This is a genomic window from Paenibacillus ihumii (genome assembly GCF_001403875.1).
GTDB lineage: Bacteria > Bacillota > Bacilli > Paenibacillales > Paenibacillaceae > Fontibacillus > Fontibacillus ihumii.
Window position 1 is genome coordinate 1,209,428 of sequence record NZ_LN884299.1, and the last position, 24,587, is coordinate 1,234,014.

19 protein-coding genes, 1 pseudogene and 1 other annotated feature are annotated in these 24,587 nt (G+C 53.6%); of the genes and pseudogenes, 13 read left to right on the forward strand and 7 right to left on the reverse strand.

Features of this window, described 5'->3' with window-relative positions; translation table 11 throughout:
• Nucleotides 1-97: 97 nt before the first annotated feature.
• Entirely contained in the window at nucleotides 98-1,555 is a 1,458-nt protein-coding gene (locus tag BN2762_RS12905) for a glycosyl hydrolase family 28 protein (protein ID WP_055107370.1), read from the forward strand.
• Between the two features lie 91 nt (nucleotides 1,556-1,646).
• On the opposite strand, the gene kduD is transcribed toward BN2762_RS12905, so the two are convergent.
• From kduD to kduI, 3 genes are read right to left on the reverse strand one after another with little or no spacing between them, the layout of a single operon-like run.
• On the reverse strand, nucleotides 1,647-2,399 hold the full coding sequence (kduD, locus tag BN2762_RS12910; RefSeq protein ID WP_055107371.1) for a 2-dehydro-3-deoxy-D-gluconate 5-dehydrogenase KduD: 753 nt from the start codon (nucleotides 2,397-2,399) through the stop codon (nucleotides 1,647-1,649).
• 23 nt (nucleotides 2,400-2,422) lie between these two features.
• Nucleotides 2,423-3,193 (reverse strand): DeoR/GlpR family DNA-binding transcription regulator, encoded by a 771-nt coding sequence (locus tag BN2762_RS12915; protein WP_055107372.1) that lies wholly within the window; start codon nucleotides 3,191-3,193, stop codon nucleotides 2,423-2,425.
• A 33-nt stretch (nucleotides 3,194-3,226) separates the two neighbouring features.
• Complete coding sequence (kduI, locus tag BN2762_RS12920) at nucleotides 3,227-4,060, reverse strand: 5-dehydro-4-deoxy-D-glucuronate isomerase (protein ID WP_055107373.1); 834 nt, start codon at nucleotides 4,058-4,060, stop codon at nucleotides 3,227-3,229.
• Nucleotides 4,061-4,220: 160 nt separating this feature from the next.
• On the opposite strand from kduI, the gene BN2762_RS12925 reads away from it, so the two are divergent.
• Together BN2762_RS12925 and leuS are read left to right on the forward strand one after the other, a co-directional pair.
• The gene (locus BN2762_RS12925) at nucleotides 4,221-5,876 is read left to right on the forward strand and encodes a hypothetical protein (RefSeq protein ID WP_055107374.1); all 1,656 of its coding nucleotides are present in this window, start codon (nucleotides 4,221-4,223) and stop codon (nucleotides 5,874-5,876) included.
• 83 nt (nucleotides 5,877-5,959) lie between these two features.
• Nucleotides 5,960-6,221 (forward strand) — a binding site (T-box leader).
• Between the two features lie 171 nt (nucleotides 6,222-6,392).
• Complete coding sequence (gene leuS, locus BN2762_RS12930) at nucleotides 6,393-8,834, forward strand: leucine--tRNA ligase (protein ID WP_055107375.1); 2,442 nt, start codon at nucleotides 6,393-6,395, stop codon at nucleotides 8,832-8,834.
• 276 nt (nucleotides 8,835-9,110) lie between these two features.
• Here the strand turns inward: leuS and comER are convergent.
• Nucleotides 9,111-9,923, reverse strand: a pseudogene (gene comER / locus BN2762_RS12935) (late competence protein ComER); the annotation flags it as partial.
• A gap of 116 nt (nucleotides 9,924-10,039) precedes the next feature.
• On the opposite strand from comER, the gene BN2762_RS12940 reads away from it, so the two are divergent.
• The 6 genes from BN2762_RS12940 (at nucleotide 10,040) to holA (ending at nucleotide 17,281) form a co-directional block, all read left to right on the forward strand.
• A complete protein-coding gene (locus tag BN2762_RS12940; RefSeq protein WP_055107376.1) occupies nucleotides 10,040-10,666 on the forward strand; it encodes a ComEA family DNA-binding protein in 627 nt (208 codons plus the stop codon).
• A gap of 15 nt (nucleotides 10,667-10,681) precedes the next feature.
• A complete protein-coding gene (locus BN2762_RS12945) occupies nucleotides 10,682-11,200 on the forward strand; it encodes a deoxycytidylate deaminase (protein ID WP_055107377.1) in 519 nt (172 codons plus the stop codon).
• A gap of 121 nt (nucleotides 11,201-11,321) precedes the next feature.
• Nucleotides 11,322-13,961: a ComEC/Rec2 family competence protein gene (locus BN2762_RS12950; RefSeq protein ID WP_055107378.1), complete on the forward strand. Its 2,640-nt coding sequence runs from the start codon at nucleotides 11,322-11,324 to the stop codon at nucleotides 13,959-13,961.
• 160 nt (nucleotides 13,962-14,121) lie between these two features.
• Complete coding sequence (locus tag BN2762_RS12955; RefSeq protein ID WP_055107379.1) at nucleotides 14,122-14,670, forward strand: RNA polymerase sigma factor; 549 nt, start codon at nucleotides 14,122-14,124, stop codon at nucleotides 14,668-14,670.
• The gene (locus BN2762_RS12960; RefSeq protein ID WP_055107380.1) at nucleotides 14,667-15,923 is read left to right on the forward strand and encodes a zf-HC2 domain-containing protein; all 1,257 of its coding nucleotides are present in this window, start codon (nucleotides 14,667-14,669) and stop codon (nucleotides 15,921-15,923) included. The genes BN2762_RS12955 and BN2762_RS12960 overlap by 4 nt, the downstream gene beginning before the upstream one ends.
• Nucleotides 15,924-16,261: 338 nt before the next feature.
• A complete protein-coding gene (gene holA / locus BN2762_RS12965; protein ID WP_055107381.1) occupies nucleotides 16,262-17,281 on the forward strand; it encodes a DNA polymerase III subunit delta in 1,020 nt (339 codons plus the stop codon).
• Nucleotides 17,282-17,406: 125 nt separating this feature from the next.
• Here the strand turns inward: holA and rpsT are convergent, their stop codons facing one another.
• Complete coding sequence (rpsT, locus tag BN2762_RS12970) at nucleotides 17,407-17,679, reverse strand: 30S ribosomal protein S20 (RefSeq protein ID WP_055107382.1); 273 nt, start codon at nucleotides 17,677-17,679, stop codon at nucleotides 17,407-17,409.
• A gap of 175 nt (nucleotides 17,680-17,854) precedes the next feature.
• On the opposite strand from rpsT, the gene gpr reads away from it, so the two are divergent.
• The 4 genes from gpr (at nucleotide 17,855) to BN2762_RS12990 (ending at nucleotide 22,277) form a co-directional block, all read left to right on the forward strand.
• The gene (gpr, locus tag BN2762_RS12975; protein WP_055107383.1) at nucleotides 17,855-18,868 is read left to right on the forward strand and encodes a GPR endopeptidase; all 1,014 of its coding nucleotides are present in this window, start codon (nucleotides 17,855-17,857) and stop codon (nucleotides 18,866-18,868) included.
• Between the two features lie 448 nt (nucleotides 18,869-19,316).
• Nucleotides 19,317-20,603, forward strand: a complete 1,287-nt coding sequence (locus BN2762_RS12980) for a stage II sporulation protein P (RefSeq protein WP_055107384.1) — start codon at nucleotides 19,317-19,319, stop codon at nucleotides 20,601-20,603.
• A gap of 37 nt (nucleotides 20,604-20,640) precedes the next feature.
• The gene (locus BN2762_RS12985) at nucleotides 20,641-21,054 is read left to right on the forward strand and encodes a hypothetical protein (protein ID WP_222861080.1); all 414 of its coding nucleotides are present in this window, start codon (nucleotides 20,641-20,643) and stop codon (nucleotides 21,052-21,054) included.
• Between the two features lie 137 nt (nucleotides 21,055-21,191).
• A complete protein-coding gene (locus tag BN2762_RS12990) occupies nucleotides 21,192-22,277 on the forward strand; it encodes a LacI family DNA-binding transcriptional regulator (RefSeq protein ID WP_230202515.1) in 1,086 nt (361 codons plus the stop codon).
• A gap of 243 nt (nucleotides 22,278-22,520) precedes the next feature.
• Here BN2762_RS12990 and BN2762_RS27750 read toward each other — a convergent pair whose 3' ends face one another.
• Both BN2762_RS27750 and BN2762_RS12995 read right to left on the reverse strand, forming a co-directional pair.
• On the reverse strand, nucleotides 22,521-22,724 hold the full coding sequence (locus BN2762_RS27750; RefSeq protein ID WP_222861081.1) for a hypothetical protein: 204 nt from the start codon (nucleotides 22,722-22,724) through the stop codon (nucleotides 22,521-22,523).
• 673 nt (nucleotides 22,725-23,397) lie between these two features.
• A complete protein-coding gene (locus tag BN2762_RS12995) occupies nucleotides 23,398-24,576 on the reverse strand; it encodes a glycoside hydrolase family 130 protein (protein ID WP_055107386.1) in 1,179 nt (392 codons plus the stop codon).
• Nucleotides 24,577-24,587 lie beyond the last annotated feature (11 nt).

A 24,587-nucleotide genomic window follows, 5' to 3' on the forward strand; every position in this document is an offset into this window, starting at 1 on the left:
TAAGCAGGGAATCATCGCTTGCATACAGCCGGAGTATTCTGCTCCGGCTGTGCTTGTTTTTGCACAGATAAAAACTAAGGATTGCTGGAGGATGCAGATGAATAAAACCGTTATATATTCGGCACCGGAAGGAGCCGTTGGCTCGAAGGATTATCGAGTACGCGTTCGGGCCGGGGATGAGGCATGGCAGGAGCTGTTCGTTTATGAGGTACAAGTAGATATGCATGACGTGCGCAAGGCGTCGATGGCTTATTTTGACCGTGAGGGCATCGCCGAGATCGAAATTGAATGCTTGTATACAGAAATAAGCGCTGTGGTTATCCGTCCGCTCTCCGCACTAATTAAGGCAGACCGCGACAGCGGGCTAATCCGTTTTACGGTCGATCGCTCCGTCAAATTATCGGTCGAGATCAATGGCGAGCGGTTCCGCAACCTGCATCTGTTTGTCGGAGAGCCGGAACAGGATGCTCCCCAGCCGGGGGATCCGGGAGTGTTAGTGCTGGAGCGCCCGGGCAGAACGGCGATTCATCGTGCCGCGGACATATTGAGATTGGCCCAGACACCGCTGAATGGCTCGGGGCAGGCGCCTGACATCATTTATTTTGCCCCGGGGCTGCACTATATCGAAGAAACGATACTGCGGATTCCGTCCGGCAAAACGGTGTATATCGCAGGCGGTGCTGTTGTTGTGGGCTCGTTGGTTTGCGAACATGTACAGGATGTAACCATTAAAGGAAGAGGTGTGCTGTATTTATCCGAATATCACAGATATTCAGCCTTTCGCGGCATCCGCATCGGGTTTTCGCAAAATATCGAGGTAGAGGGACTAATTCTCATCGATCCTCCTCACTATAGTATTTATATCGGAAAATCGAGCCATATCCGCATCAGGAACTTTAAATCCTTCAGCACAAGAGGCTGGTCGGATGGCATCGATATAATGGCCAGCTCGGATATTGAGATCGATGATGTGTTCCTTCGTACCTCGGATGATTGCATCGCTGTCTACGGAAGCCGCTGGGACTATAGAGGAGGCACGAGCCGCATAAAGATCCGCAATTCGGTATTATGGGCCGATGTCGCGCATCCGTTAATGATCGGTACGCATGGCGATTACGATCAGGACGGGGATACGATTGAAGATATCGTATATCAGAATTTGGATATTCTTGAGCATCATGAGCCCCAAGAGAACTATTGGGGAGCAATGGCAATCAATGCGGGAGACAAGAACATTGTTCGCAATGTTCTTTATGATAACATTCGCGTAGAACCCTTTGAACTGGGGCAATTGGTCGATATCCGGGTAGTGCATAATCCCGATTACAACCCTGCGCCTGGCACACGAATTGAGAATATTACTTTTCGAAATATCAGTTATACGGGGGATAATGCCAAGCCGAACCGGATTTACGGATATGATCAGGAGAGAATTGTCGACGGAGTGACATTCATTCAACTGAAAATCAACGGGCAAACGATACTTCACGCAGACGAGGGGAATTTTCAGATCAATGAGTACGCCCGTAACGTTAAGTTTTTAGCTGAATCATAGTCATTGCATAACGAAATAGAGCCTAATCCGGCATCGCCGATTTCGGCAATGCAGATTAGGCTCAAAATTACTGGGGGATAAATCCAATGAATTATCTGGCCATCCAACCGCCGTCAACGCAGAGGACGTGGCCGTTCAAATAGTCGGAGGCTGAAGAGGCCAGGAATACCGCTGGGCCCTTGAGATCCTCCGGCGTTCCCCAGCGTCCGGCAGGAATTCGCTCGGTTATTGAAGTGTAGCGATTCTCGTCCGCGCGAATTTGGGCGGTATTATCCGTAACCATATAACCGGGAGCAATCCCGTTAACCTGGACGCCGCCGCCTGCCCATTCGTTGGCGAAGGCCTTGGTCAGCCCGGCAACGCCATGCTTGCTGGCCGTATACCCTGGAACGTTGATGCCGCCTTGATAGGAGAGCATCGAGCAGATGTTGATGATTTTGCCGCTGCCTCTCTCCAGCATATGGCGCCCTGCGATCTGGGACAGCAGGAATACCGTATTGAGGTTCAGGTCAAGGACATCGGACCAATCCTTCGCGCTATGATCCTTAGCCGGCGTACGGCGTATAATTCCTGCATTGTTCACCAGGATGTCGATTTGGCCCGTGAGCTTGAGCGCCTCGTTAAAGGTTGCTTCCAGCTTGCTATGATCGCTCAAATCGACTTGAACGACGGTTGCCTTTCTTCCAAGGCCCTTGATTTGCTTTACAGTTTCTTCGCTAGGACCCAGGGAGACGCAGACGACATCCGCTCCAGCTTCGGCAAGCCCGATGGCGATGCCTTGTCCCAATCCGCCGGTAGTGCCTGTTACCAGAGCGGTTTTGCCTGTTAAATCGAACAATTTCATGGGTTGGACTCTCCTTTATGATTTTAGACGTTCTTATCGGTTCCGCATTCAATCGTTACTCCTGCGTCCGCATACTGCCGGGCTACCTCGGCGGGGAGTCCGCTGTCGGTAATGATGCAGGTCAGCTCGCTGAGGGATGCGAACGTCCGCAGCGCGGTTTGCCCGAATTTATGATGGTTAATGACAGCGATGGCTTCGCGGGCCGTCTCGATCAAGGCCCGCTTGAAGCCGATCAGGTCTCCGGTATAGATGGATAATCCGTGCTCCGGGTGAATGCCCGTCGCCGAAATAAAGGCTTTCTGAATATTCAGCTGCTGAACATATGAAGTAGCTTCTGGTCCGGCCAGCATGTTGCGAACCCGATAGCCGCCGGGAACGACGAGACGTATGTTGTCCTTTACGGCCAGTTCGCTGATGATATAGACGTCGTTCGTGATGACGGTAAGGGGCTCATTGCTCAAGCGGCGGGCAATTTCCAGCGTCGTGCTGCCCCCGTCCAGGGCGATGATGTCGTTCGGCTTAATATGCAGCAGGGCCCTGCTTGCGATGTCGGCCTTCTCGTCCGCGTGCTTCGTGAGCGGCTCCTTGGAAGGAAGAATGCCAAATTGATCGCTTTGCGCCAGCACGGCGCCGCCGTGTACGCGAACGATCAGGCCCTGCTCCTCAAGCCGGGTCAAATCCTCGCGAATCGTCTTGCCGGTAACGCCCAGCTTATCGCTTAGCTCCGCCACCGTCACCTCTTTATTCGTCAGCAGAACCTCCATAATTTTCTCATGCCGTCTAATCGGACTCATACCATCTCAACTCTTCCGTAAATATTTATCTCTCTATCTTAAATCCTTCATGGCTACGGCGTCCATATCGCTGTAGATTTTGTTATCGCCGGCCATGCCCCAGATGAACGTATAATTGCTTGTTCCTACCCCGCTATGGATTGACCAGCTTGGGGAGATAACGGCTTCTTCGTTTCTCATGACGATATGGCGCGTTTCTGTCGGCTCGCCCATGAGATGGATCACCACCGCATCTTCTGGAAGGTCGAAGTACATATAAGCTTCCATCCGGCGCGGGTGAACGTGCGCTGGCATTGTATTCCACATATTACCTGTTTTAAGCTGTGTCATGCCCATGACCAGCTGGGAGCTCTGGATGCCGTCCGCATGAATGAAGCGGTGGATCGTCCGGTCGTTGGAGTTCTGAATTGAGCCAAGAGCGCTGGAGTCGGCTTCGCCGAGCGTCGTCTTCGCGGTTGGGAATTCTTTGTGGGCTGGCGCCGAATTCAGATAGAATTTCGCCGGCTTGGCTGCATCCTTGCTGCGGAAAATAACCTCTTTCGAGCCCATGCCTACGTACAGGCAGTCTTTGGTGTTGAGATCATACTCTGTGCCGTCGACGATAATTGTTCCAGGTCCGCCAACGTTGATCGCTCCAAGCTCGCGGCGCTCCAGGAAGAAGGACACGCCCAGCTCCTTCAGGTCGGTCTCCAGCTTCACATCCTGCTTTACAGGATGTGCGCCGCCGATAATCAGGCGGTCCTCATGAGTCAGGACCAGCTCCAGCTTGTCGGCCGTAAACAGGGTCGGGATGTGGAATTCCTTACGTAGCCGATCTGTGTCGAACTGTTTTACTTCATTGGGGTGAGATGCGTAACGTCTTTCCATTTTAAAAAAAGCCTCCTCTTTTCGTTCACTTTGGTTTAAAATGTTCATATAGGTTCATATTAATCCGTTTGCGTTTATTTTGCAAGCTGTTTAAATGATTTGCCTGAAGAGAAGAAGAGGAGTAATCCAGATAAACTTAGGATCGGGAGGAAGTCAACTTATGAATCAGCATCAAAAAAGAATGAACGAAATCGTACGAAGCATAGCGGACAAAGCATGGAGCAAGCCGTTGTTAGACAGCGGTCTGTGGTTCCACGGCGATATCCGGGATAACTATTATTACGCATCTTATTTATTCGCGGCTGCCGTTAGCCCCGCAGAGGAGCCGGGGTTCGATCGTTCGGAGGGCAAGCAGCTGGCTGAAAAAGTGCTGCACCGGGTGCTGGAGCTGCAGGAGAAAGACCAAGACAGCCCAATGTACGGGCATTGGCCGCTCCATTTGCATCCGGTTCCCGATCAGGCACCGCCCCATGAGCTGCCTGTAGAATTGATGGGAAGCCTGATGGTTTATTTCTATCATATCTATGGACAGCATATGAGCCGTGAGCTGGCGGAGAGCTTTGAAGCGGCACTAGGGAATGTATATAAGGGAAATTTCTATCGCAAGCCGCTGGAGCATTACGGACATCATGAAGCGAAGTTTACAGCGGCCAAGCTGATTTTCGGCCAAAGGTACAAAGATCAGGCCTTGATCGAAGACGGGAGAGACTGCCTGCGGCGCACCCTTGAGCTGATCCGGCAGGAAGGGATGGCGGAGTACGGCTCACTGCCGTGGTTTTGGCACTGGATACAGGCGTTCACCTGCGCTTTCGAGCTGGCGGAGCATGAGGAGCTTAAGGCGGAGCTGGCCGAAATGCTGGATCACCTGTGGACCTTAAGGGCGAGCCTGTATTTAAAAGGCGCCTGGGTCGGCGCTCATTCCCGGGGCTGGCCGCATGATGCTCCAAAGGATGCGAACGTTCTGCATGATTATGTGCAGTTCGGCGACTTCAAGCTGCCGGATGAGATGCCCCGAACGGAATACGCCGGCCTGCTGTTCCGGCCAGCCCCCGAGCGCGCGCGGAGCATTGCGATAAATAGACAGCAGCCGGCCGAGGTGTGCAGCACGATCATAAAGACAGTTGAGGGTGAACGCCGCGTGCTGCACTCCTATGCTTATATCACGGGGCAGTTTGCGGCAGGCGGGCTGTGGGAGAGAGTCAAGGAATTCGATAACGAGCAGCTGCGCTGGTTGTTCAGTTTGCCGGTGCGCCTTGACGGGTTAGGCAATCAGCTGTACTTTTTCCATCCTGGGGAAGGATATGATGAATCCGGCCGGGATCCCCGCCATCAAAGCGAATGGATGGAGGTGCTCTATCATCAGAACACAGTCCTGGCGCTGTACCCGCTGCCTGATGAGGTTCAGGCTGAGGTGATCGGCGTCCTTCCGGAAGGGGAGTGGCTGCAGGAGCCGGAGGCATTGTATGGTAAAGCGGAGGAAACTTACTTCGCCGTATACTTGTCCGGATCCTATGAAATACGTCAGCAGGACGGCTACCGTCTTGTGGTCTGCCGCGGACGCAGGAGCGGAGTGGTGGTCGAAGCCATCGGCGAACCGCAGGCGAAGGAGCGCGGGATCGTTCATCTGAAGCAGTTCGCGAGCGAAATGTCGCTTTCCAAGCCCCGGTTTATACAGGGAGAAGAATTTCGGGTCGATTACACGGGAATGCTAACCGGTGAAGAGCTAAGCTTGCGTGCAAAAGGCAGGTCCGGCGCCAAAGCTCTGATTCAGGGTCAGCCTGTTTCGTTCGATCATTACACTTACGGGGCGCAATAGCCTGCATAATGCGGTATCGCAGGAAATATCATTGACGATGTCGACGCAGTTTTATATAATGATTGGTAATCAAAATTGGATAGTTAGGAACTTTGAAGAGGAATAGTAGTTTGGATTTCTGCCACTCAGAGAGCCGGTGCTTGGTGCAAGCCGGTTGGAGAATGCAAATGAACTCGCCTCGGAGTTATGATGCAACGGGGTTTATAGTCTGGCGCTGTGCAATGCGCCTGATGTCCCGCGAACATCATCGTTTTGCCCGCGTTAAGGGTGCAAAGGGAGCGGATGGCAAAGCATGCCGGAAGCTAACTAGGGTGGTACCACGGGAATACTCCTCTCGTCCCTAGCGATGATACGCTATGGATCGAGAGGTTTTTTTCTTTTAAGATTACAGAATGATGTGCATTCAGCGGAGCTGAACGCTTCTGTAATCGCAAGTCATACTACCGCCTAATGCGGTCTGTCCATCTAGAAAGTACGTCGACTGACGTTTTTCTCAACTGAAGGGAGTCTAAGATCATGAGCAATAACAATCAATCTCACGATGTCTATCGTGCCCAGTCGATTGAGCCGAAATGGCAGAAATACTGGGACGATCACCAGACGTTTAAAACCCGGGAGGAGCCGGGCAAACCGAAATTTTACGCGCTGGATATGTTCCCCTACCCGTCGGGCGCAGGCCTTCACGTAGGCCATCCTGAAGGGTATACGGCGACGGATATCGTCTCTCGCTACAAGCGGATGCGCGGATACAACGTGCTTCATCCGATGGGGTGGGACGCATTCGGACTGCCGGCGGAGCAGCATGCGCTCGATACGGGCGAGCATCCTCGCGATATTACGGTCAAGAATATCAACAATTTCCGGCGCCAGATTAAGTCGCTGGGCTTCTCCTACGATTGGGACCGGGAGATCAGCACGACGGATCCGGAGTACTATAAATGGACGCAGTGGATCTTTATTCAGCTCTACAAGAAGGGGCTTGCTTACGTGGCCGAGGTGCCTGTCAACTGGTGTCCGGCTCTCGGGACTGTTCTTGCCAATGAAGAGGTTATCGACGGCAAGAGCGAACGAGGAGGACATCCTGTAATCCGCAAGCCGATGCGGCAGTGGGTACTGAAGATTACCGAATATGCTGAACGGCTGCTGGAGGATCTGGAGGAGCTCGACTGGTCGGAGAGCATCAAGGATATGCAGCGCAACTGGATCGGCAAATCCGAGGGAGCGGAGGTCGTATTCGGCATCGAGGGAAGCGATGAGACGCTGACGGTATTCACCACCCGTCCGGACACTTTGTTTGGAGCCAGCTATGCGGTGCTTGCGCCAGAGCATGAACTGGTAGAGCGGATTACGACGGACGCTCAGCGCGGCGCGGTATCCGAATACCAGGAGCAGGCTGCCCGCAAGAGCGATCTGGAGCGCACGGATTTGGCAAAAGAGAAAACCGGCGTCTTTACCGGGGCTTATGCGATCAATCCGGCCAATGGGGAGAAGCTGCCCATTTGGATAGCGGATTATGTGCTTGCAGGCTACGGAACAGGCGCGATTATGGCCGTTCCGGGCCACGACGAGCGGGATTATGAATTCGCGAAGCAGTTTGGTCTGCCGATTATCGAGGTCGTAGAAGGCGGAAATATTGCAGAAGGAGCGTATTCAGGAGACGGGGCTCACGTCAATTCCGGCTTCCTGAACGGCCTCCGCAATGAAGAAGCCATTAAGAAAATGATCGCCTGGCTGGAGGAGAACGGCAAGGGCCGAGGGAAAGTAAGCTACCGCCTGCGCGATTGGCTGTTCAGCCGTCAGCGGTATTGGGGAGAGCCGATTCCGATCCTTCATCTGGAGGATGGCACGATGAAGCCGGTACCGGAGGATCAGCTGCCGGTGCTTCTGCCGGAGGTCGATCATATCGAGCCATCCGGTACGGGAGAGTCACCGCTTGCCAACGTAACGGAATGGGTGAATACGACGGATCCCGAGACGGGCCTTCCGGCTCGCCGCGAGACGAATACGATGCCGCAATGGGCAGGCAGCTGCTGGTATTATTTGCGGTACATTGACCCGCACAACGATAAGGAGCTGTGCTCGAAGGAGAAGCAGGAGCAGTGGCTGCCGGTAGACCTCTACATCGGCGGAGCCGAGCATGCGGTGCTTCACCTGCTGTACGCCCGCTTCTGGCATAAGGTCTTGTATGATCTAGGCGTTGTATCGACGAAGGAGCCGTTCCACAAGCTCGTCAACCAAGGGATGATCCTCGGTACGAACAACGAGAAAATGAGTAAGTCCCGCGGCAACGTCATTAACCCGGACGTGATTGTGAACGAGTACGGCGCCGATACGCTGCGCGTCTATGAAATGTTCATGGGGCCGCTGGAGGCGACCAAGCCGTGGAATACTAGCGGGGTCGAAGGAACGCACCGCTTCCTCTCCCGGATCTGGCGCCTGTTCGTCGCCGAGGACGGCAGCCTGAACGCCAAAATTCAAGATGGCGACGGCTCGGACGATTTCAAGCGCACCTGGCATAAGACGATCAAAAAAGTGACCGAGGACTTCGAAGCGCTGCGGTTCAATACAGCGATCAGCCAGCTGATGATCTTCGTGAATGAAGCCTATAAAGCGGACGTTGTTCCGAAAGCGGCAGCGGCCAATTTCGTGCAAATGCTGTCCCCGCTGGCTCCGCATTTGGCGGAGGAGCTGTGGGAGCGCCTTGGCCATAACGAGAGCGTTACTTACGAGCCATGGCCGGTATATGACGAGGCTTGGACGGTCGATTCCGAGGTGGAAATCGTCGTGCAGGTGAACGGCAAAATCGTGGACCGCACCAAGGTCGCGAAGGATCTTGACCAGGCAGCGATGCAGGAGCACAGCATGGCCCTGCCGAACGTGAAGCAGGCGATTGAAGGCAAGACCGTCCGCAAAGTCATTGCGGTTCCGGGCAAGCTCGTCAATATCGTGGTCGGCTAGACAGAGCTAGAGCATCTCGGTTGTGCTCTCGGTGTCGGCATTAGCGGCAGGTGATGTATTGGTTGCATTGTCGGCATTGTCGGTATTGGTGTTATTAGCTGAATTGGTTGTATGGTCGGTAACATTGGCTTCACTGGCAGCATTGGCTTCACTGGCTTCACTGGCTTCACTGGCAGCATTGGCTTCATTGGCGGCATTGATGGAGCTGGCGGCATTGGCAGAGTTGATGGTATTAGCGGTACTGGCAGTGCTGCTCGCGGTCGGAACGGTGCTGCTGAAGAGGGTGGCCAGCTTGGCCAGGTCGGCCTCGTGCTTGCACTGTGTCGCCTCGATCAGGCTGGGGAATACGCCCTGCAGCCGCTCCTCCAGGATAGCCAGTCCTTCGGCCGTCACGCCCCCAGGAACTGCAACTCGGCGCTGCAGCTGTTCGGGCGTCAGGCCGCCATCCGTCAGGAGCCTGCCTGTGCCGAGCAGCATTTCTGCGCCGAGGCGCAGAGCCTCCGGCATGCTGATGCCGGTCAATTGCGCCGCAGCTCTGGCCCACTGCTGGACGATGAAGGCCACGAAGGCCGGGCCGCAGCTCGCCATGTCGGAGGCGATTCTCGTCTCCGACTCTTTGATTGGGGTCGGTCTGCTGATCGAGGACATAAGCTGCTCCAGCAGCAGCCGGTCCTCGGGCTGTACCCGCTCCCCGTAAATGCAGAGCGAGGCGCCGCTATGTACGGAATGGGTGATGCTGGGGATGATCTTGGCGACTTTGGCGGGGATTTGCTCCTCCAGCATAGCAATAAGCACAGGGCTAGTAATGGAGATGACCAGCTGCGTCTCATGGAGTACATTGCGGATTTCCGCGATAACCTCCGGGAATTGATGGGGCTTCACGCATATAAATACAATATCGCTTCCCTGGGCTGCGTCGGCATTGCTTGCCGCGACGTTCAAGCCGGGATGCCGCAGAGCCAGCATCTCCGCCTTGTGCCGGCCTCGGTTGCTAAGGTACAAGTTATGCGGGTACAGTGCACCGGAACGAAGGAAAGCTTCAATGAGCAGGCTCCCCATCGATCCCGTTCCGATGAAAGCGACTTTCATCCTGTTTCCCCCTTTCGTGCTTAAGCACAAAAATATTCGTCGTTTAAATATGTATGCATCTTGATTGGATCTTCATGACTTTTTGGACAGATTCTTTTGAGATTGGAGCGATAATATTGAAACGGGAATACGTTTTGACGGCGATTGCATCCGCCGTCATCGGAGCGGGCCTGATGCTTCTGGCAGCCGGTGGAAGCCGTCCTGCCGGCATTGAAGGCTGGACGCCGCTTAACCGCGAGGTGGCTGCTGCGCTGGCCGCTGATGAAGGACAGGAGGCGGCGATTGCTGCTGCAGCGGCTAAGGCGTCGGCATCGGGTGCAGGGGCAGCCGAGGCAGCGGAAGGTCAGGCAGCAGCTGGCCAGGAGCATCCTGCGGCGGAAGGCAGCCCCGCCAGGCCGGGTATGGCGGCGGGACTGAACCCTGGCGACGAGGAAGCCGCCGGGAAGGCGGGCTTGGCAGAGCAAAGCGCAGCTGGTGCTGCCATCCCGGCGGCATACGGCAGCAGCGATACCGCAGCAGCGCCGCTGCCGCCTGCCGAGCCGCCGCAGGACGGCCTGGTGAGCATTAACACGGCGGACAGTGCCCAGCTTCAGGCCGTTCCGGGCATTGGCGAGAAGAAGGCCCAGGCGATCATAGACTACCGGAATCAGCACGGCTCTTTTAATTCCTTGAGTGATTTGAAAAAGGTGAAGGGCATCGGAGACAAACTGTTCCAGAAGATGAAGCCTTATATCAAACTTTAAGAGGAGAACTAAAGGATGAGTCTAGATACACGCAAAGATTGGGATACGTATTTCATGGATATCGCTTATATGGTATCCACGAGATCGCGCTGCAACCGGCGGCATGTGGGCGCCGTGCTCGTTCAAGGGAAGAAGCTGCTCGGAACGGCATATAACGGCGCTCCATCGGGTGTGCCTGACTGTTCGGAAGCGGGCTGCATGATCGCCGAGGAATACGAAGCGGTGACGGTGGACGGCAGGGAGACGATGGTCAAGAAGCAGCGCTGTGTCCGCACTATCCACGCGGAGCAGAATCTGCTATTGTTCACCGACCGGATCGACCGGGAAGGCTCCAGCGTCTATGTGACCGACGAGCCGTGCTGGACATGTGCCAACATGCTGGCGAACAGCGGGATCACTGAAATTATTTATCACCGCCCTTATCCGAAGGATACAGGCAAGGTGTCGGCAATGATGGGCCAGAAGGGAATTATCTTCCGGCGCCTGGAATCGTACCAGCCTCCGAAGGAAACGGATGGCCGGGTTGAAGATTAGTGTAGTTGAAAATTAGTGCATAAGAGATGAAGGAAGAACCTCGTCTGCTGCGGCAGATGGGGTTCTTTTTTTGCTGAGGGTACGTACGGCTGGTCATTATTTTTAGAAAGGAGGCAGGATGATGCGCCAAAGGCCTTTGGTCGCTACGGTAAGCTGCTGGACCGCCGGCAGCGCTCTCGCCTATTTGCAGAGCGGCTTTGCTTTTTGGCTGTCATGGGCGGGACTGTTATTGCTTCTCCCTTTGGCCGGGCTGATCTCCCGCTGTCCGTGGAGGAAGCTGCTTATTTACGGGCTGATGTTCTCGCTTGGGGCCGCCTATTGGACATACCATGACGGGAATAATGAAAGCAGGCTCGCCGAGTGGATGAACGGGGACGGCTTAGATCCCGGCGCAGCTGCTATCCTCGAGCCAGGCCAGATGCACATAACAGGGATGCTGCTGTCTCCGGTGAAGGTGGACGGTGACCGCGCGGATTTCACGGTTCGCCTAAACAAGGCGTCATGGGCGGGACAGCCAGCCGGTCCCAAGCTGGAGAATGCGGGCGGAGAGAAACTGATCGTCCAGCTGCGGCTGGCTTCCCTGGAGGAAGCGGCCGTAGCTGGACAATGGAGAAGAGGCCAGCGGATAGAGCTGGAAGGAACGCTGGAGAGGCCGAATACGGCCCGTAATTTTGACGGGTTCGACTATCGGGACTACTTGCGGATTCAGAGGGTTCACTGGATCCTGAAGGCTGCGGGCGCTTCCTCCGTAAAGGTGGAGGCGGATAGCGGAATTAACCCGGCCACGCTGCTCGGAAAGGTCGATGCCGCCCGGAACTTGCTTGCTGAACGTATTGAACGATTGTTTCCCGGGTGGCAGGCGGGGTATATGCAAGGGCTGCTGATCGGCCTGGCCAGCGAGCTGGAGCCTGAGAAATACGCGCAGTTCTCCCAGCTTGGATTAACGCATATTTTGGCGATTTCCGGAAGCCACGTCGCTATTAATGTAGGTTTGATTTTCGGATTGCTGCGGCTGTGCCGCGTTACCCGGGAAAATTCATATCGCATCGTGTTCTGGTTCATTCCCGCATATGTGCTGATTACGGGATTCTCGCCCTCCGTAATCCGCTCAGGGCTAATGACGATGATCGGCATCTATTTATTGCGGCGCGGCTTACTGAAGGATGGATTGAACGTTCTGTCTGCGGCGGCTCTGTTGATGCTGCTCTGGGAGCCATATTACATGCTGAATGTGAGCTTTCAGCTGTCGTTTATCGTAACGGCGGGGCTGATACTCTTCGTGCCTCTGCTGATGCCCTACCTCCGATGGCTGCCTGCCAGGATGGCCGGAGCCGCCGCGATTACAATCGCCGCGCAAATTGTTTCTTTTCCATTGACCATCTACTATTTCAATCAGTTCTCGCTCCTATCCCTGGCGGCGAATATGCTGCTTGTCCCCATCATCGGGATGCTTGCCCTGCCCGGCGGTACGGCAGCACTGCTGCTCAGCGCCGTGTGGCTGCCTCTTGGAGAATGGCTGGCTTATCCGATACGCCTCCTGAATACAGCGACGTTCGTCGTCACGGAATGGCTGAATGACCGCAGCGGATTCATGACCTATTGGAAGTCTCCTTCCTTAGCGTGGATCGCTGTATTCTATGCCGTATTCTATTTGCTGCTATATTCGAGACATCGGAGCCGTATCGTGCAGGAGGCCAGCCAGGCGGGCAATGACGATACGCAGCCGCTCGGGCCGCAGCAGGGAAAGAGCGCATGGAAGAGCGGCAGCCGCAGGAAATGGAGGGAGCTGGCACAGATTCGGCCCATGCAGCTGATGCGAGCAGTGCTTGCCGGCCTGCTGCTTGTCCAATTATATTTAGGATATCAGCCTTTAAATATGAAGGGACGGGGACATGTCCAGTTTATTGATGTGGGGCAAGGGGATTGCGCTCTGATTACGACCCCGGAAGGGAAGAACCTTCTCGTGGACGGAGGCGGCACCGTTTCATTCCGCAAACCGGAGGAGGCGTGGCGAAATCGGCGCGAGCCCTTTGAAGTAGGAGCCAAGACTGTTGTGCCTTTGTTGAAAAAACGCGGGATCAACCGACTGGATGCGGTTATTCTTACGCACGGCGACCAGGATCATGCCGGCGGACTGCAGGCGGTGCTTGAACAATTTCCGGTAGATGCGCTGCTTATCAACGGGACGCTTAGCGATTCAAAGACAATCGCCAAATTGATGGCTACGGCGCTTCAAAAGGAGATTCCAATTTACACGGCTGCGCAAGGAATGAGCTTAAAGATAGATTCATCGACGACGCTGCGAATATTGTCTCCTGAGCCGCCGGCTTCAGACGGCGGACGAATTCCTTACAGCAAAGAACAGAATCATGAATCCATCGTATTTGCACTGCAAATGGCTGGCGCAACGTTCTTGTTTACGGGAGATATGGATGAAGCTGCGGAGCATCGGGTGCTGGAGGAGCTTGCATACGGGAGCTTAGCCCATGCTTGGCCCGAAAAGCCCTATATTGATGTCATGAAAATCGCCCACCATGGCAGCAAAACCTCTACCTCGCGGGAATGGGTTGAATACTGGCGTCCTGCCTCAGCCGTTATTTCCGCCGGAGCCTCCAACAGCTATGGCCATCCCCATCCGACCGTGGTAGAACGGCTGCATTCAGCGGGCAGTCAAATTTACCGCACGGATCGACAGGGCGAGGTTCAAATGGAAGTGGGAAACGGACGTATTCGCGTGCGCTTCAAGTTGCTTGCCCCGTGATGACGGGCTGCGTATTTTCTGGTATTCTTAGGTGAGATTCGAGGTTTAGCAGGGATTGCAAGACCTAACTACTAATATTTTCTACAAAAAAATAGTAACAACATTGCAACATATCGCCAGTCGATATCGTCTGTAAGGTTGCAAGGAAGGGGGAGCCTTTGTGGTGGAGCAGGAACTCATCAGAGCCGCTCAAACGGGCGATCGCGACGCTCTAATCACCCTATTGCGAGAAATAGAGAATCAGGTATATCGCACGGCCTATTATATTTTGAATAATGAACAGGATGCCCATGACGCAGCCCAGGAAGCATTGATACGCATTTATACGAAGATTGATACTTATGAAGAGAAGGCGCAATTCAAGACCTGGGTGCAGCGAATCGTGACGAATATCTGTATCGACAAGTTTCGGAGGAAAAAACCGACGGTATCGATCGAGGAGCACGAGATCGTGTTCGAAGGCAAGGATAACGTCGAACGTGAAGTCATGTCCGGGTATATTGCGCAGGATATCCGCGAAGCGATCGATCAGCTTCCCGAGCATCATCGATCGGTCGTGGTGCTGCGGTATTTGCAGGACTTTTCGTATAACGAAATCGCTGACAGCTTGAACTTGCCGCTCAATACGGTGAAATCGTATTTGTTCAGGGCAAGGCAGCAGCTTCAGCATTTACTCCAAGATTATCAGAAAGGTGGTGTATCAGGATGAAGTGCGCGGAGGCGGTGGAATGGATGCATCGGTATATCGATCATGATTTGAATGACGAAGAGGCAGCAGCATTGTTCGAGCATATTCGCGAATGCAGCGATTGTGCTCAGGAATTTGAGCTTCTGAACGAGCTCTCGGCCAAGCTGAGCGAGCTCCCTGATGTCACGCCGCGCTTTAGCCTAGTTGACCGGATCATGCCACAGTTGGATGAGATTGACCGGGCTCGCCGGGAAGAGGGGAGCGCGCTGGAGCATAACAGCCTGATTGAATCGGCAGCCGCAGCGGCGGCAGCCAGTCCGCGCAGCATGCGGAGCAGAAGCGCTAAGGAAGCGGCGCAGCGCGGCCCTCGCCGCAGAATGCGAACAGGGATATTCGGCACGGTTGCGGCCGCCGTCATTTTAGGCATCTTCATTACGCAATATGAGCCGAGAACGATTCCTAATGCAGAATTGCCTGCGGCTGATCAAAGCGCCGACTTTTCGAATAATCATTCGTCTGCAACCAGTGAAATGCTGATGCAAAGCCAGGATGCCGCGGAGAGCGGTGCAGCAGGCGCGGGGGACGGGGCAGTCGGCAATTCGGGCAAGGAGCAGGGCGTACATTCGGACGGTACAGGCGATCTGAATGCAGTTACCCGTAAGGAGGAGCCTTCGGCGGGAAATGCCGAGCAGGAGAAGGTGACTTCGAATCGCGGCGAATCTAAGCAGGATCCCTCTCAAGAGGCGTCAAGCAAGCCTGTGAATACCGACGGGAATGCCGGGGGAAGTCCGGCAGTGCCGGATGCTCCCCGCAGTGGAGATAATTCTGGCGCGAATGACAATAGGAAGAACGGGACGTCAGAGGGACAGCCTGCTGAAGGAGAGCCAGCTGCAGGCGAACCGGCGAGCCGGGCGGACATAGGCGAACATAAGATGGAAATGGCGCCCTTGGCCCCGGATTCGTCAATGTCTTCGCCGGACGAATCAACCTCGGCTCAGCACTACGGATTTGCCGCTGTGCCGGAGGAATGGAGTTCTCCGGATGGAACGCATCATGCTGTCCTGAAGGATGATCATTTGTACATCTATAAGCTGCAGAACGAGGAACACCAGCTTGTGAAGGATGAACAGGTTATCGGCGTATGGCTTAAGGGCGAGTGGTCCGGAGACAGTACGAAATTTATCTATGAGGCGGATGTGGACGGCAGCGTCACTAAGCATACCGTAGCGGTAAAATCCGCGGCGAATGCGGAAAATTCCTCCGAAAGCAAATAAGTGAAGCACGATTTCAGGAGATATGGAATAGGTTATATATTAGAATACAGAGAGAAGCGAAAGACCCTGAACGTCGTATGACCGCCGGCAGAAAAGTTTCTAGAGCTTTTCAGCCCGCGTTTATATAGATGCTCCGGGACAAAGGGACCTGATTGCCAGATGGCGAAGGTCCCTTTGTTTGTTCGCGGCATAAATCCGGCTTCATCAGGGAATTGGATTTGGACGAAAACCGGATATCACGGTATCATAGTATTACGAAGGCTTGATATGGCAGGGAGCTGAAGCATTGAGCATCCATCCCTGCCGAGGATTATAGGTGAGATGAGAGGGGAAGCCGAGTGGATATCAAAACGGCGATCAAAGAAATCAAACAGGGGCGTATTTCCCCTTTATATGTATGTTACGGCACGGAAAAATACCAAATCAATGAATTCATCGCTCTGCTTGAGAAGCATGTCGTTGACGAGGAGCAGCGTGATTTTGCCATGGCCGCCTTCGATTTGGCCGAAACGCCAATCGAGGCGGTGATCGAAGAAGCGGAGACGCTGCCGTTTCTCGTGCCGCGCAAGCTAATTGTGGTCAAGGATGCTTCATTATTCACTGCGGGGAAGGACGGGGGAAAGGTCGAGCACAAGCTTGAGTCCCTAACGTCTTATATGGCGAATCCGGCCGAGCACAGCGTCATCGTCTTCGTCGTTTCCGGAGAGAAGCTCGATGAGCGGAAGAAGATTGTCAAGGGCATCAAGGCGGCCGGCACTGTGCTGCCGTTCATGCCGCTTGGCAGCGGTGAGCTGGCGCAATGGGCCGTCAAGCAGGCGGAGAAAAGAGGCTGCAGCATGAGCCGTGAGGCGGCTGAAGCATTGATAGCCGCCAGCGGCGTCCAAATGGCCTCCCTGGCCGTTGAGTTGGATAAGCTGTGTCTGTATGCGGGAAATGGCGGCGTGATCGATGAGGGAGCCATACAGCAGCTGGTAGCGCGGACGACGGAGCAGAACGTGTTTGCTATGGTGGAATGCATTGCGGGGCTTAAACTGGAGCAGGCGCTAAACATTTTCTATGAGCTGCTAAAGCAGCGGGAGGAGCCGATCAAGATTGCAGCGCTAATTGCCCGCCAATTCCGGATTATGCTGCAGGTAAAGGAATTGGGGCGGCAAAGCTATTCTCAGCAGCAAATGGCTTCGCAGCTTGGGCTTCATCCCTATGCTGTTAAGATTGCAGGCGAGCAGGCTCGAAGATTTGAGGCGGCGAAGCTGCGCGAGGTGTTGTCCGAGCTTGCGGAGCTGGATCATAAGATGAAGAGCGGGGGCGTCGATAAGGTGCTCGGATTAGAGCTGTTTCTGCTGAGGCTCGGTGTATAGCACGGCACTTTCATAATTTTTATAGAAATAACCCATAGCCACTGGCGTCACAGCCACAAGGAACCAAAAAGACCTGAACATATGTGTTCAGGTCTTTTTGAGCTTAAGTTTATAAATAACGTCGCTTACGCTTGGGACGTAAGGGCGTTCAATTTTTTAGCCAAGCGGGATTTCTTGCGGGCAGCAGCATTCTTGTGGATCAAGCCTTTAGTAACAGCTTTGTCCAATTTCTTAGCAGCTGCAGCAAAAGCTGTTTTAGCTGTTTCTACTTCATTGTTACTCAGCGCAGTGTCGGCAGCTTTAACAGCAGTACGCAAAGCGGACTTTTGCGAAGCGTTCAGAGCACGGCGTTTGTCGTTAGTTTTTACACGTTTGATAGCGGATTTAATGTTTGGCATTGCATTCACCTCCTGTAAAGCAAATATCATCCCAGATGATTCACAACTTAAAATATTTTATCACGCAGCTAGGCAAAATGCAATAAATTCATCGTAAAGAAAAGACGCTTGCATAATGTCTATTATCCTCCCGCACAATATAGGATGATCACGTGAAAAGGGAGGTCTTCCTCATATGAATCTGGATTTAAGCAAATATTCAGTCCGTACGGATTTGGCGGTAGAGTCCAAGGAGCTTGCGGAGACGGTTCACGGCAGGCCGATCTCCGGCATCCATGAAGAAGTCGAAGAGCTGGACGGAATCAAGGTTACCCGGCTGGATGTCAAGGACGAGCAGGCCTCGCGTCAAATAGGCCGGCTGGTCGGGCACTACGTTACTCTTGAGGTCCCTGGCCTGCGCAGCCATGACAGCGATTTGCAGGAGAGGGTGTCCGCTGCTTTTTCCAAAGAGTTCATCGCTTTTCTGGATAAAATCGGCGTCAACACCGATTCGACGGTATTAATCGTCGGGCTGGGCAACTGGAATGTTACGCCTGATGCGCTCGGTCCGCTTGTCGTAGAGAATACGATCGTGACCCGGCATTACTTTGAGCTCGTGCCGGATCAAGTAGCTCCGGGCTACCGCAAGGTCAGCGCAATCGCTCCGGGAGTGCTCGGCATTACGGGAATTGAATCCAGCGAAATTGTGCAGGGCATCGTGGATCGCACGAAGCCGGACGTCATCATCGCAATCGATGCTCTGGCGTCCCGATCTCTGGAACGGGTCAATACGACGATTCAGATCGCCGATATCGGCATACATCCGGGATCGGGCATTGGCAATAAGCGCAAAGGGCTGACCAAGGAAATATTGGGCATTCCCTGCATTGCGATCGGCGTCCCGACTGTATGCTATGCGTCCACCATCGTCAATAATGCACTCGATATGATGATGTCTCATTTCAACGGAGAGAGCGGAAATGCCAAGGGCAGCACGAAACAGATTATGGGGCTGCTTACGGAGCTTAACGAAGGCGAGAGATTGGGTCTGGTTAAGGAGGTTCTTGAGCCGCTCGGCCATGATCTCATCGTAACTCCCAAGGAAATTGACGAGTTCATTGAGGACATTGCCAACGTCATTGCCAGCGGGCTGAATATTTCCCTGCATCAGGCTGTTGACAAGGATAACGTGGCAGCGCATACCCATTGATCATTATTGAGCCGCGTCCATTCTACGCTTTGGGCATTAGAGTGGACAGCGGCTGTCTTCCCGGCGGCGGGGGCTGGGGTCTTCCTGCACGGCGGAGCTGAGGGGCTTCCTGGCGGCACAAATGGGGCTCTTCCTGGGCGATGCGGATGGCGGTTTGCCGGACGGTGTGGATAGGGTCTTCCCGCCGGCATAGATGGGGTCTTCCTGCACGGTTCAGATGGCGGCTTACTTTGAGGCGGCCGAGCTCTGACCCTATGAAGTTCGCAATCTAGCGGACTTTATTTTTTTGTGAGAGTAGAGGTTCTACTTTTCGGAATAGGTTCATAGATTTCAGATATGAAAGTGGTTCAGCGGCTATAGGAGATTTAACGAAAGACCTGGCCGGACCAGAAAGAAATCTTGAGACGAAGGGAACTTATTTCCGGCTAAAGGAGGGCTTCACAACAAAATGAGATGGTTTAGAACTTGGAACGTCGGCCGAATGAGACATAATCTGATGCGCGTGCTTGCTATGGGACAGACTTTTCTGCTTCTGTCGGTGTTATCGGTAGTATTTTTTCTGGTGCTAGGTATTGGGGGAATCGCAGAGAAGCAGCTGAACACTTCCCCGGTCTCTTCTATGAAAGGGCTGGCCTCATCGTTATCGAGCCGGTTCTTTATCAGCATGGTAGGCATGGAGCTGCCCCATATGGTTCCGGAAAAAGAAATGAGCTCCTTCTCTGGCAAGCAAATGACGAATTTCGTATTCCAGCTGCTTACGGACGTGAATCCGTCCGATCCGAAGAGTCTCGTAGCCCGGGAGGTGCCGGGCCTTGGCGCGGACAGCCCGATATTGCTGCGCACGGGCTCGGGAAATACGGCAGTACAGGCTCCGGAGGATTATCATCCGGGGGCCGGCGCTGACGGGAGCAGCCCGGATCATCCCGAGCCGGATCTCGGCCAGGAGCCTGATGCGGAGCCGGTTAAGCCAGCAGATCCCGAACCGGACAAGAAGGACGAGCCGCCTATCCAACCTGGGCACAAAAACATCGTCATGGTCTATCATTCGCATCCGCAGGAGTCATTCAACCCGGTTCTCGGCATAGATTCGACCAATCCTAGTTCCTCCAAGGACATGATGAACGTAGGTTTGGTTGGAGACGCGCTGGCCAAGGCGCTTGAGCGCAAGGGCGTGGCTACGCTTCATGCTTACGAGAATTATGCGGCGACCGTGCAAAATTACAGCTATAACTATTCTTATAAATATTCGAGGCAGACCGTGAAGGAAGCGATGGCTCAGAACGGACAGCTGCAATATTTCATAGATATTCACCGGGATTCCCAGCGTTATGATAAAACCACAACGAGCATCGACGGTGTATCCTACGCCCAGGTATATTTCATTATCGGGCATGGCAATGAGAACTGGCGGAAGAACGAGGCCTTTGCCAGCTCGATCCACGAGCGTCTGGAGAAGTCCTACCCCGGAATATCAAGGGGGATATGGGGCAAAACTTCCTCTCAAGGGAACGGCGAGTACAATCAGTCCCTCTCGCCGCATAGCATACTCATTGAAATCGGGGGGATCGATAATACCAAGGAAGAGCTGGAGCGAACGGCCGGCGTGCTGGCCGGGATTATCGCGGATATTTACTGGGAGAGCCAGGAGGCGGAGAAGGCGGGTACTTTGACGAAGGACCAGACGAAGGGGAAGACCGAGCAGAAGCAGGTAGCGGCGAATAAACCGGCCGGATGAATGTATTTCTTAAGGGGGAGTCGCATTGTCACGGACGATGAGAAAATCACTGTTTTACGGATTGCTGCTCGTGGCGGGAATTACGTTCGGGATGCAGCTGGCGGAGACGGGGACGAGCCGGACTTACAGCCCTGCTTCTGCGGACGTCAGTTGGCAGTATAGCCAGCAGTATAGGCAGGACAATCTCGAGAGCACCCGGGCTCAGGCTGAACGCGAACGGGAAGCATACTGGGAAAGCGAGCTGCAGGAGCCGGCGGATCGCACAGCGGGTGAAGCAGGAGCCTGGCCGGTCATCCCCGAGCTGCTGCAGACGCCGGACAGTCTGCTGCTCCCTCCGCCGGAGCAAGCGCCGGTAGACCGGTTCGCCGATAAAGCGGCGAACCTGCTGCAGCAGATGTCGCAGCGGAGCATACATTGGGTGGCCTCGCTGTTTCGATCAAGCGAATACTAAGGTTATCGGGACAAGTGCAAATTCCGGATAAATCACCGATTTATGATTACTCTTATTTTTGTTATAATAAAGTTATATTTGTTAGATGCATGGAAGAACAAATTGACTATATGGGGCATGTCCGGAGGTAGTAATCATTGAAGAAGGTAACGATGCAGCAAATCGCCGATCATCTCGGCGTATCCAAATTTGTCGTCTCCAAGGCATTATCCGGCAAGGGAGGCGTAAATGAAATGACGAGGGAGCGGGTGATCCAGGCCGCATCCCAGCTCGGTTATTTCAATCAGAAGAACGGCTATGTAAAGAATATCAGGCCCACTACAGCAGCGGCAGCCATTCCGCCGGGGAAGCAGTCGGTGCTCGTGCTGATGCCGAATATCCGCTCGCAGAATAAAGAGTCTCTCTATTGGGGCAAGGTTCTCGAGGGGATTTCGGATGAGCTGGAGGCGCAGAATCTCGGCATGATCATCGTATCGGAGCCTCGCACCGACGTCATGATGAATATCATTAACCCCGAAGGTATTCTCGGGATGATCGGGGTCGGTCAAATCGCGACCAGCCTGCTGCTGGAGGTGCATCGCATCGGCTTGCCTATGGTGCTCGTCGACCATGAGGATAACCTGATACCCGCAGACTCGATTTTTGCCAATAACGTCGATGGAACCTATCGTTTGGTCAACCATTTGATCGGACTCGGGCACCGGGAACTGCATTTTTTGGGCAATCTAAATTTCTCCAGAAGCTTCCGGGACAGATGGGTCGGCTTCCGCAGCGCTTTAGAGGAGAATGGCCTCGGTGTGCAGCTGCATGATGACCCCATGCTTTATTTGGACAGCGTAGAGACCGGGGGCTTTGTTCCTGGCCTGAAGGATTGGCTGCTTGCCAGGAAGAAATCCAAGTCTTTGGGCCTGCCGACGGCGCTGGTCTGTGCCAACGACTCTATTGCGCTTAGCACGATCAGCATTTTGAAGGAGCTGGGGCTTCGTGTGCCCGAGGATATTACCGTAACCGGATTTGACAATATTGAGGATGCCGCCCGTTTTGATCCGGCGATTACGACCGTGAATGTGCCGAAGGAGCAGCTGGGCAGACGTGCGGTCACGAAGCTGCTGGACCGGCTGGCCGACTCGAACAGGGCGGTGGAGAAGTGGCTTGTTTCGGTCGAGCTGCTGTACCGGAATTCGGCTTCCAGCCCGCGGGAAGCGGTGCATGCATCATCCTGAACCGAATATTAGAGCTCTGCGATAACCCCGGGAACATTAAGAATGGGCTGTCCCTAAAGGTAGGGAATTTAATTGGCTTAGGGGGATAGCTTCTCGTAAAAGTTTTTTGTAAAAATAGTCGGCTAGGATGCTATAGTCGGCCAGGATGCTTTATTCCTGGCCGACTATTTTATTTTGTTGGCTAGTTGCCTGGCTTTCAGAAGATTGCGGGCAAGGGAAAGCCATCCGGTCTCAACTCAAGGCTTACTTCCTTTTTTCGAGCTTTTGTTTCTTTTTGTGGCAGGTGTTGTATTTGATGATTGCTTTCACTGATTGGCCTTCTAGGTAGGCGTAATTTTCCTCGTTCTCATATCCGGCGTCGGAACTTACATTTGTCTTTAACAGATGGATGTGACCAAGCATGCTCTCACCTCCCCCTTTACGCCGAGCATAAATCGCGAATTTCATGTTCTGGCGGACATGAATCGCAGATTTCTCATTCTAGCGAGCATGAGTCGTGGAGACTTCTAGTTCTAAATGGATTTATAGTAGTTAGTTTCTGCAGCAAAGAAAGGAAAGCGGATTTAAATGGATTTCATGTCGTTAGAAGAAGGGAACTGTCCATCAGGGGCGGGATTCGTGATTTTAGATGCATCAAATCCATCTAATCTATTGAACCACTCATTTAGTGCATAATTAGATACATGAATTCCATTTAGTGTTCGTGTTCGACAGCTTATATAACAGAAGCCAAAGAATGGGGGGCCACATCCGACAGCTTATATAACAGAAGCTAAGAATCGGCGGTTAGCGTGCGAGTTCAATAGCTTATATAACATAGGCCAAGAAATGGAGTTCTGTGTCCAAGTTCGGCAGCTTAGATAAGTTGAACTAAAGAAAGGGATGCATGCAAGGGAGAAAATTGCTACCGCAAATTTAATACCGCAAAAGCTAATACCATAAAAATCAAAAGCTAATACCATAAAAATCAATACCGCAAAAGTTATTACCGCAGAAGCTAATACCGCAAAAATTGATTCTGCAGAAATGGATAGCTTTTAAACGGACAGCTTAATAAAAAAAGGGCGCCCCCAGCCATTAGCGATGACTTGTGGGACTACCCCTCTTTCAATACTATAAATTAATTAAAAAAACGAAGATTATTATTAATCAGTTCGATTCTTTGCTCCACGCAGGCAAAGGAGCGAAGCGGATCCTTCGGCGTGTTCACTGCGTAATCGACCAGTTGCTCCACGGTCGTCGTGGCGACATGGATTCGGGTGTCGGAGGACGCATAGTAAATGTAGACCTCCCCGTTCTCCCGGGCGATTACACCGTTGCAGAATACGACGTTAGAGACGTCGCCGACCCGTTCTTCGCCGTCCGGAGCAATCAAATGCCCGCCTGGGCTGTAGATGATCCGATGCGGCTCGTTCAAGTCGGTAACAAATACGTATAGCACGTATCTTAATCCCGCTGCTGTATTCCGTACCCCATGCGCAATGTGGAGCCATCCGATCTCTGTGCGGATAGGTGCAGGGCCCTGGCCGTTCTTTACTTCTTTAATCGTATGGTACTCCCGTTCATCCACGATGATTTCCTCATTGATGACAGCCTCTTCGATGGAGGCGGACAGCCCCCAGCCGATTCCGCCGCCGGAGCCGGCGTCGATGAAGCCATCCTGCGGGCGGGTATAGAAGGCGTATTTGCCATCGACGAACTCGGGGTGCAGAACCACGTTGCGCTGCTGCGGAGATTTCGTCTTCAAATCCGCCAGACGCTCCCACGCTACAAGGTCTTTCGTCCGGGCAATGCCGCATTGGGCGATCGCGCTGGACAAATCTCCTTGGGGCGCATTCGGATCCTTGCGCTCCGTGCAGAACAGGCCGTAAATCCAGCCGTCCTCATGCTTCACCAGACGCATATCATAGACGTTGACATCCGGCTCAGCGGTTTCCGGCAGGACGACCGGATGATCCCAGAAGCGGAAGCCGTCCACGCCGCTCTCGCTCTCGGCGACGGCGAAGAAGGATTTGCGGTCGATCCCTTCCACGCGAGCTATCAGATAGAACTTGCCGTTTAGCTCGATAGCCCCTGGATTAAATACAGCGTTAACGCCAAGCCTCTCAGCGAAGAACGGATTCGTCTCCGGGTTAAAATCATATTTCCAGATCAAGGGGGCATGCTCCGCGGTCAGTACGGGGTAGCGATACCGGTCATATATGCCGTTGCCGAACGGAACTTTCTCGTTGGGGCGGGCGATCAGGGCTTCATATTTCTTGGTTAATGCTGCTTTTCTCTCTGTAAAACATGCGTTCATATTACTAGCCT

Bases quoted from the DNA above. Each gene is read 5' to 3' on its own strand.
- BN2762_RS12915 (WP_055107372.1), bottom strand. From the start codon at position 3,193: ATGAGTCCGATTAGACGGCATGAGAAAATTATGGAGGTTCTGCTGACG.
- BN2762_RS27750 (WP_222861081.1), bottom strand. From the start codon at position 22,724: ATGAAATTCGCGATTTATGCTCGGCGTAAAGGGGGAGGTGAGAGCATG.
- BN2762_RS12905 (WP_055107370.1), top strand. From the start codon at position 98: ATGAATAAAACCGTTATATATTCGGCACCGGAAGGAGCCGTTGGCTCG.
- rpsT (WP_055107382.1), bottom strand. From the start codon at position 17,679: ATGCCAAACATTAAATCCGCTATCAAACGTGTAAAAACTAACGACAAA.
- kduI (WP_055107373.1), bottom strand. From the start codon at position 4,060: ATGGAAAGACGTTACGCATCTCACCCCAATGAAGTAAAACAGTTCGAC.
- BN2762_RS12950 (WP_055107378.1), top strand. From the start codon at position 11,322: ATGCGCCAAAGGCCTTTGGTCGCTACGGTAAGCTGCTGGACCGCCGGC.
- BN2762_RS12925 (WP_055107374.1), top strand. From the start codon at position 4,221: ATGAATCAGCATCAAAAAAGAATGAACGAAATCGTACGAAGCATAGCG.
- BN2762_RS12945 (WP_055107377.1), top strand. From the start codon at position 10,682: ATGAGTCTAGATACACGCAAAGATTGGGATACGTATTTCATGGATATC.
- BN2762_RS12960 (WP_055107380.1), top strand. From the start codon at position 14,667: ATGAAGTGCGCGGAGGCGGTGGAATGGATGCATCGGTATATCGATCAT.
- kduD (WP_055107371.1), bottom strand. From the start codon at position 2,399: ATGAAATTGTTCGATTTAACAGGCAAAACCGCTCTGGTAACAGGCACT.
- BN2762_RS12985 (WP_222861080.1), top strand. From the start codon at position 20,641: ATGAGAAAATCACTGTTTTACGGATTGCTGCTCGTGGCGGGAATTACG.
- BN2762_RS12980 (WP_055107384.1), top strand. From the start codon at position 19,317: ATGAGATGGTTTAGAACTTGGAACGTCGGCCGAATGAGACATAATCTG.
- BN2762_RS12995 (WP_055107386.1), bottom strand. From the start codon at position 24,576: ATGAACGCATGTTTTACAGAGAGAAAAGCAGCATTAACCAAGAAATAT.
- leuS (WP_055107375.1), top strand. From the start codon at position 6,393: ATGAGCAATAACAATCAATCTCACGATGTCTATCGTGCCCAGTCGATT.
- gpr (WP_055107383.1), top strand. From the start codon at position 17,855: ATGAATCTGGATTTAAGCAAATATTCAGTCCGTACGGATTTGGCGGTA.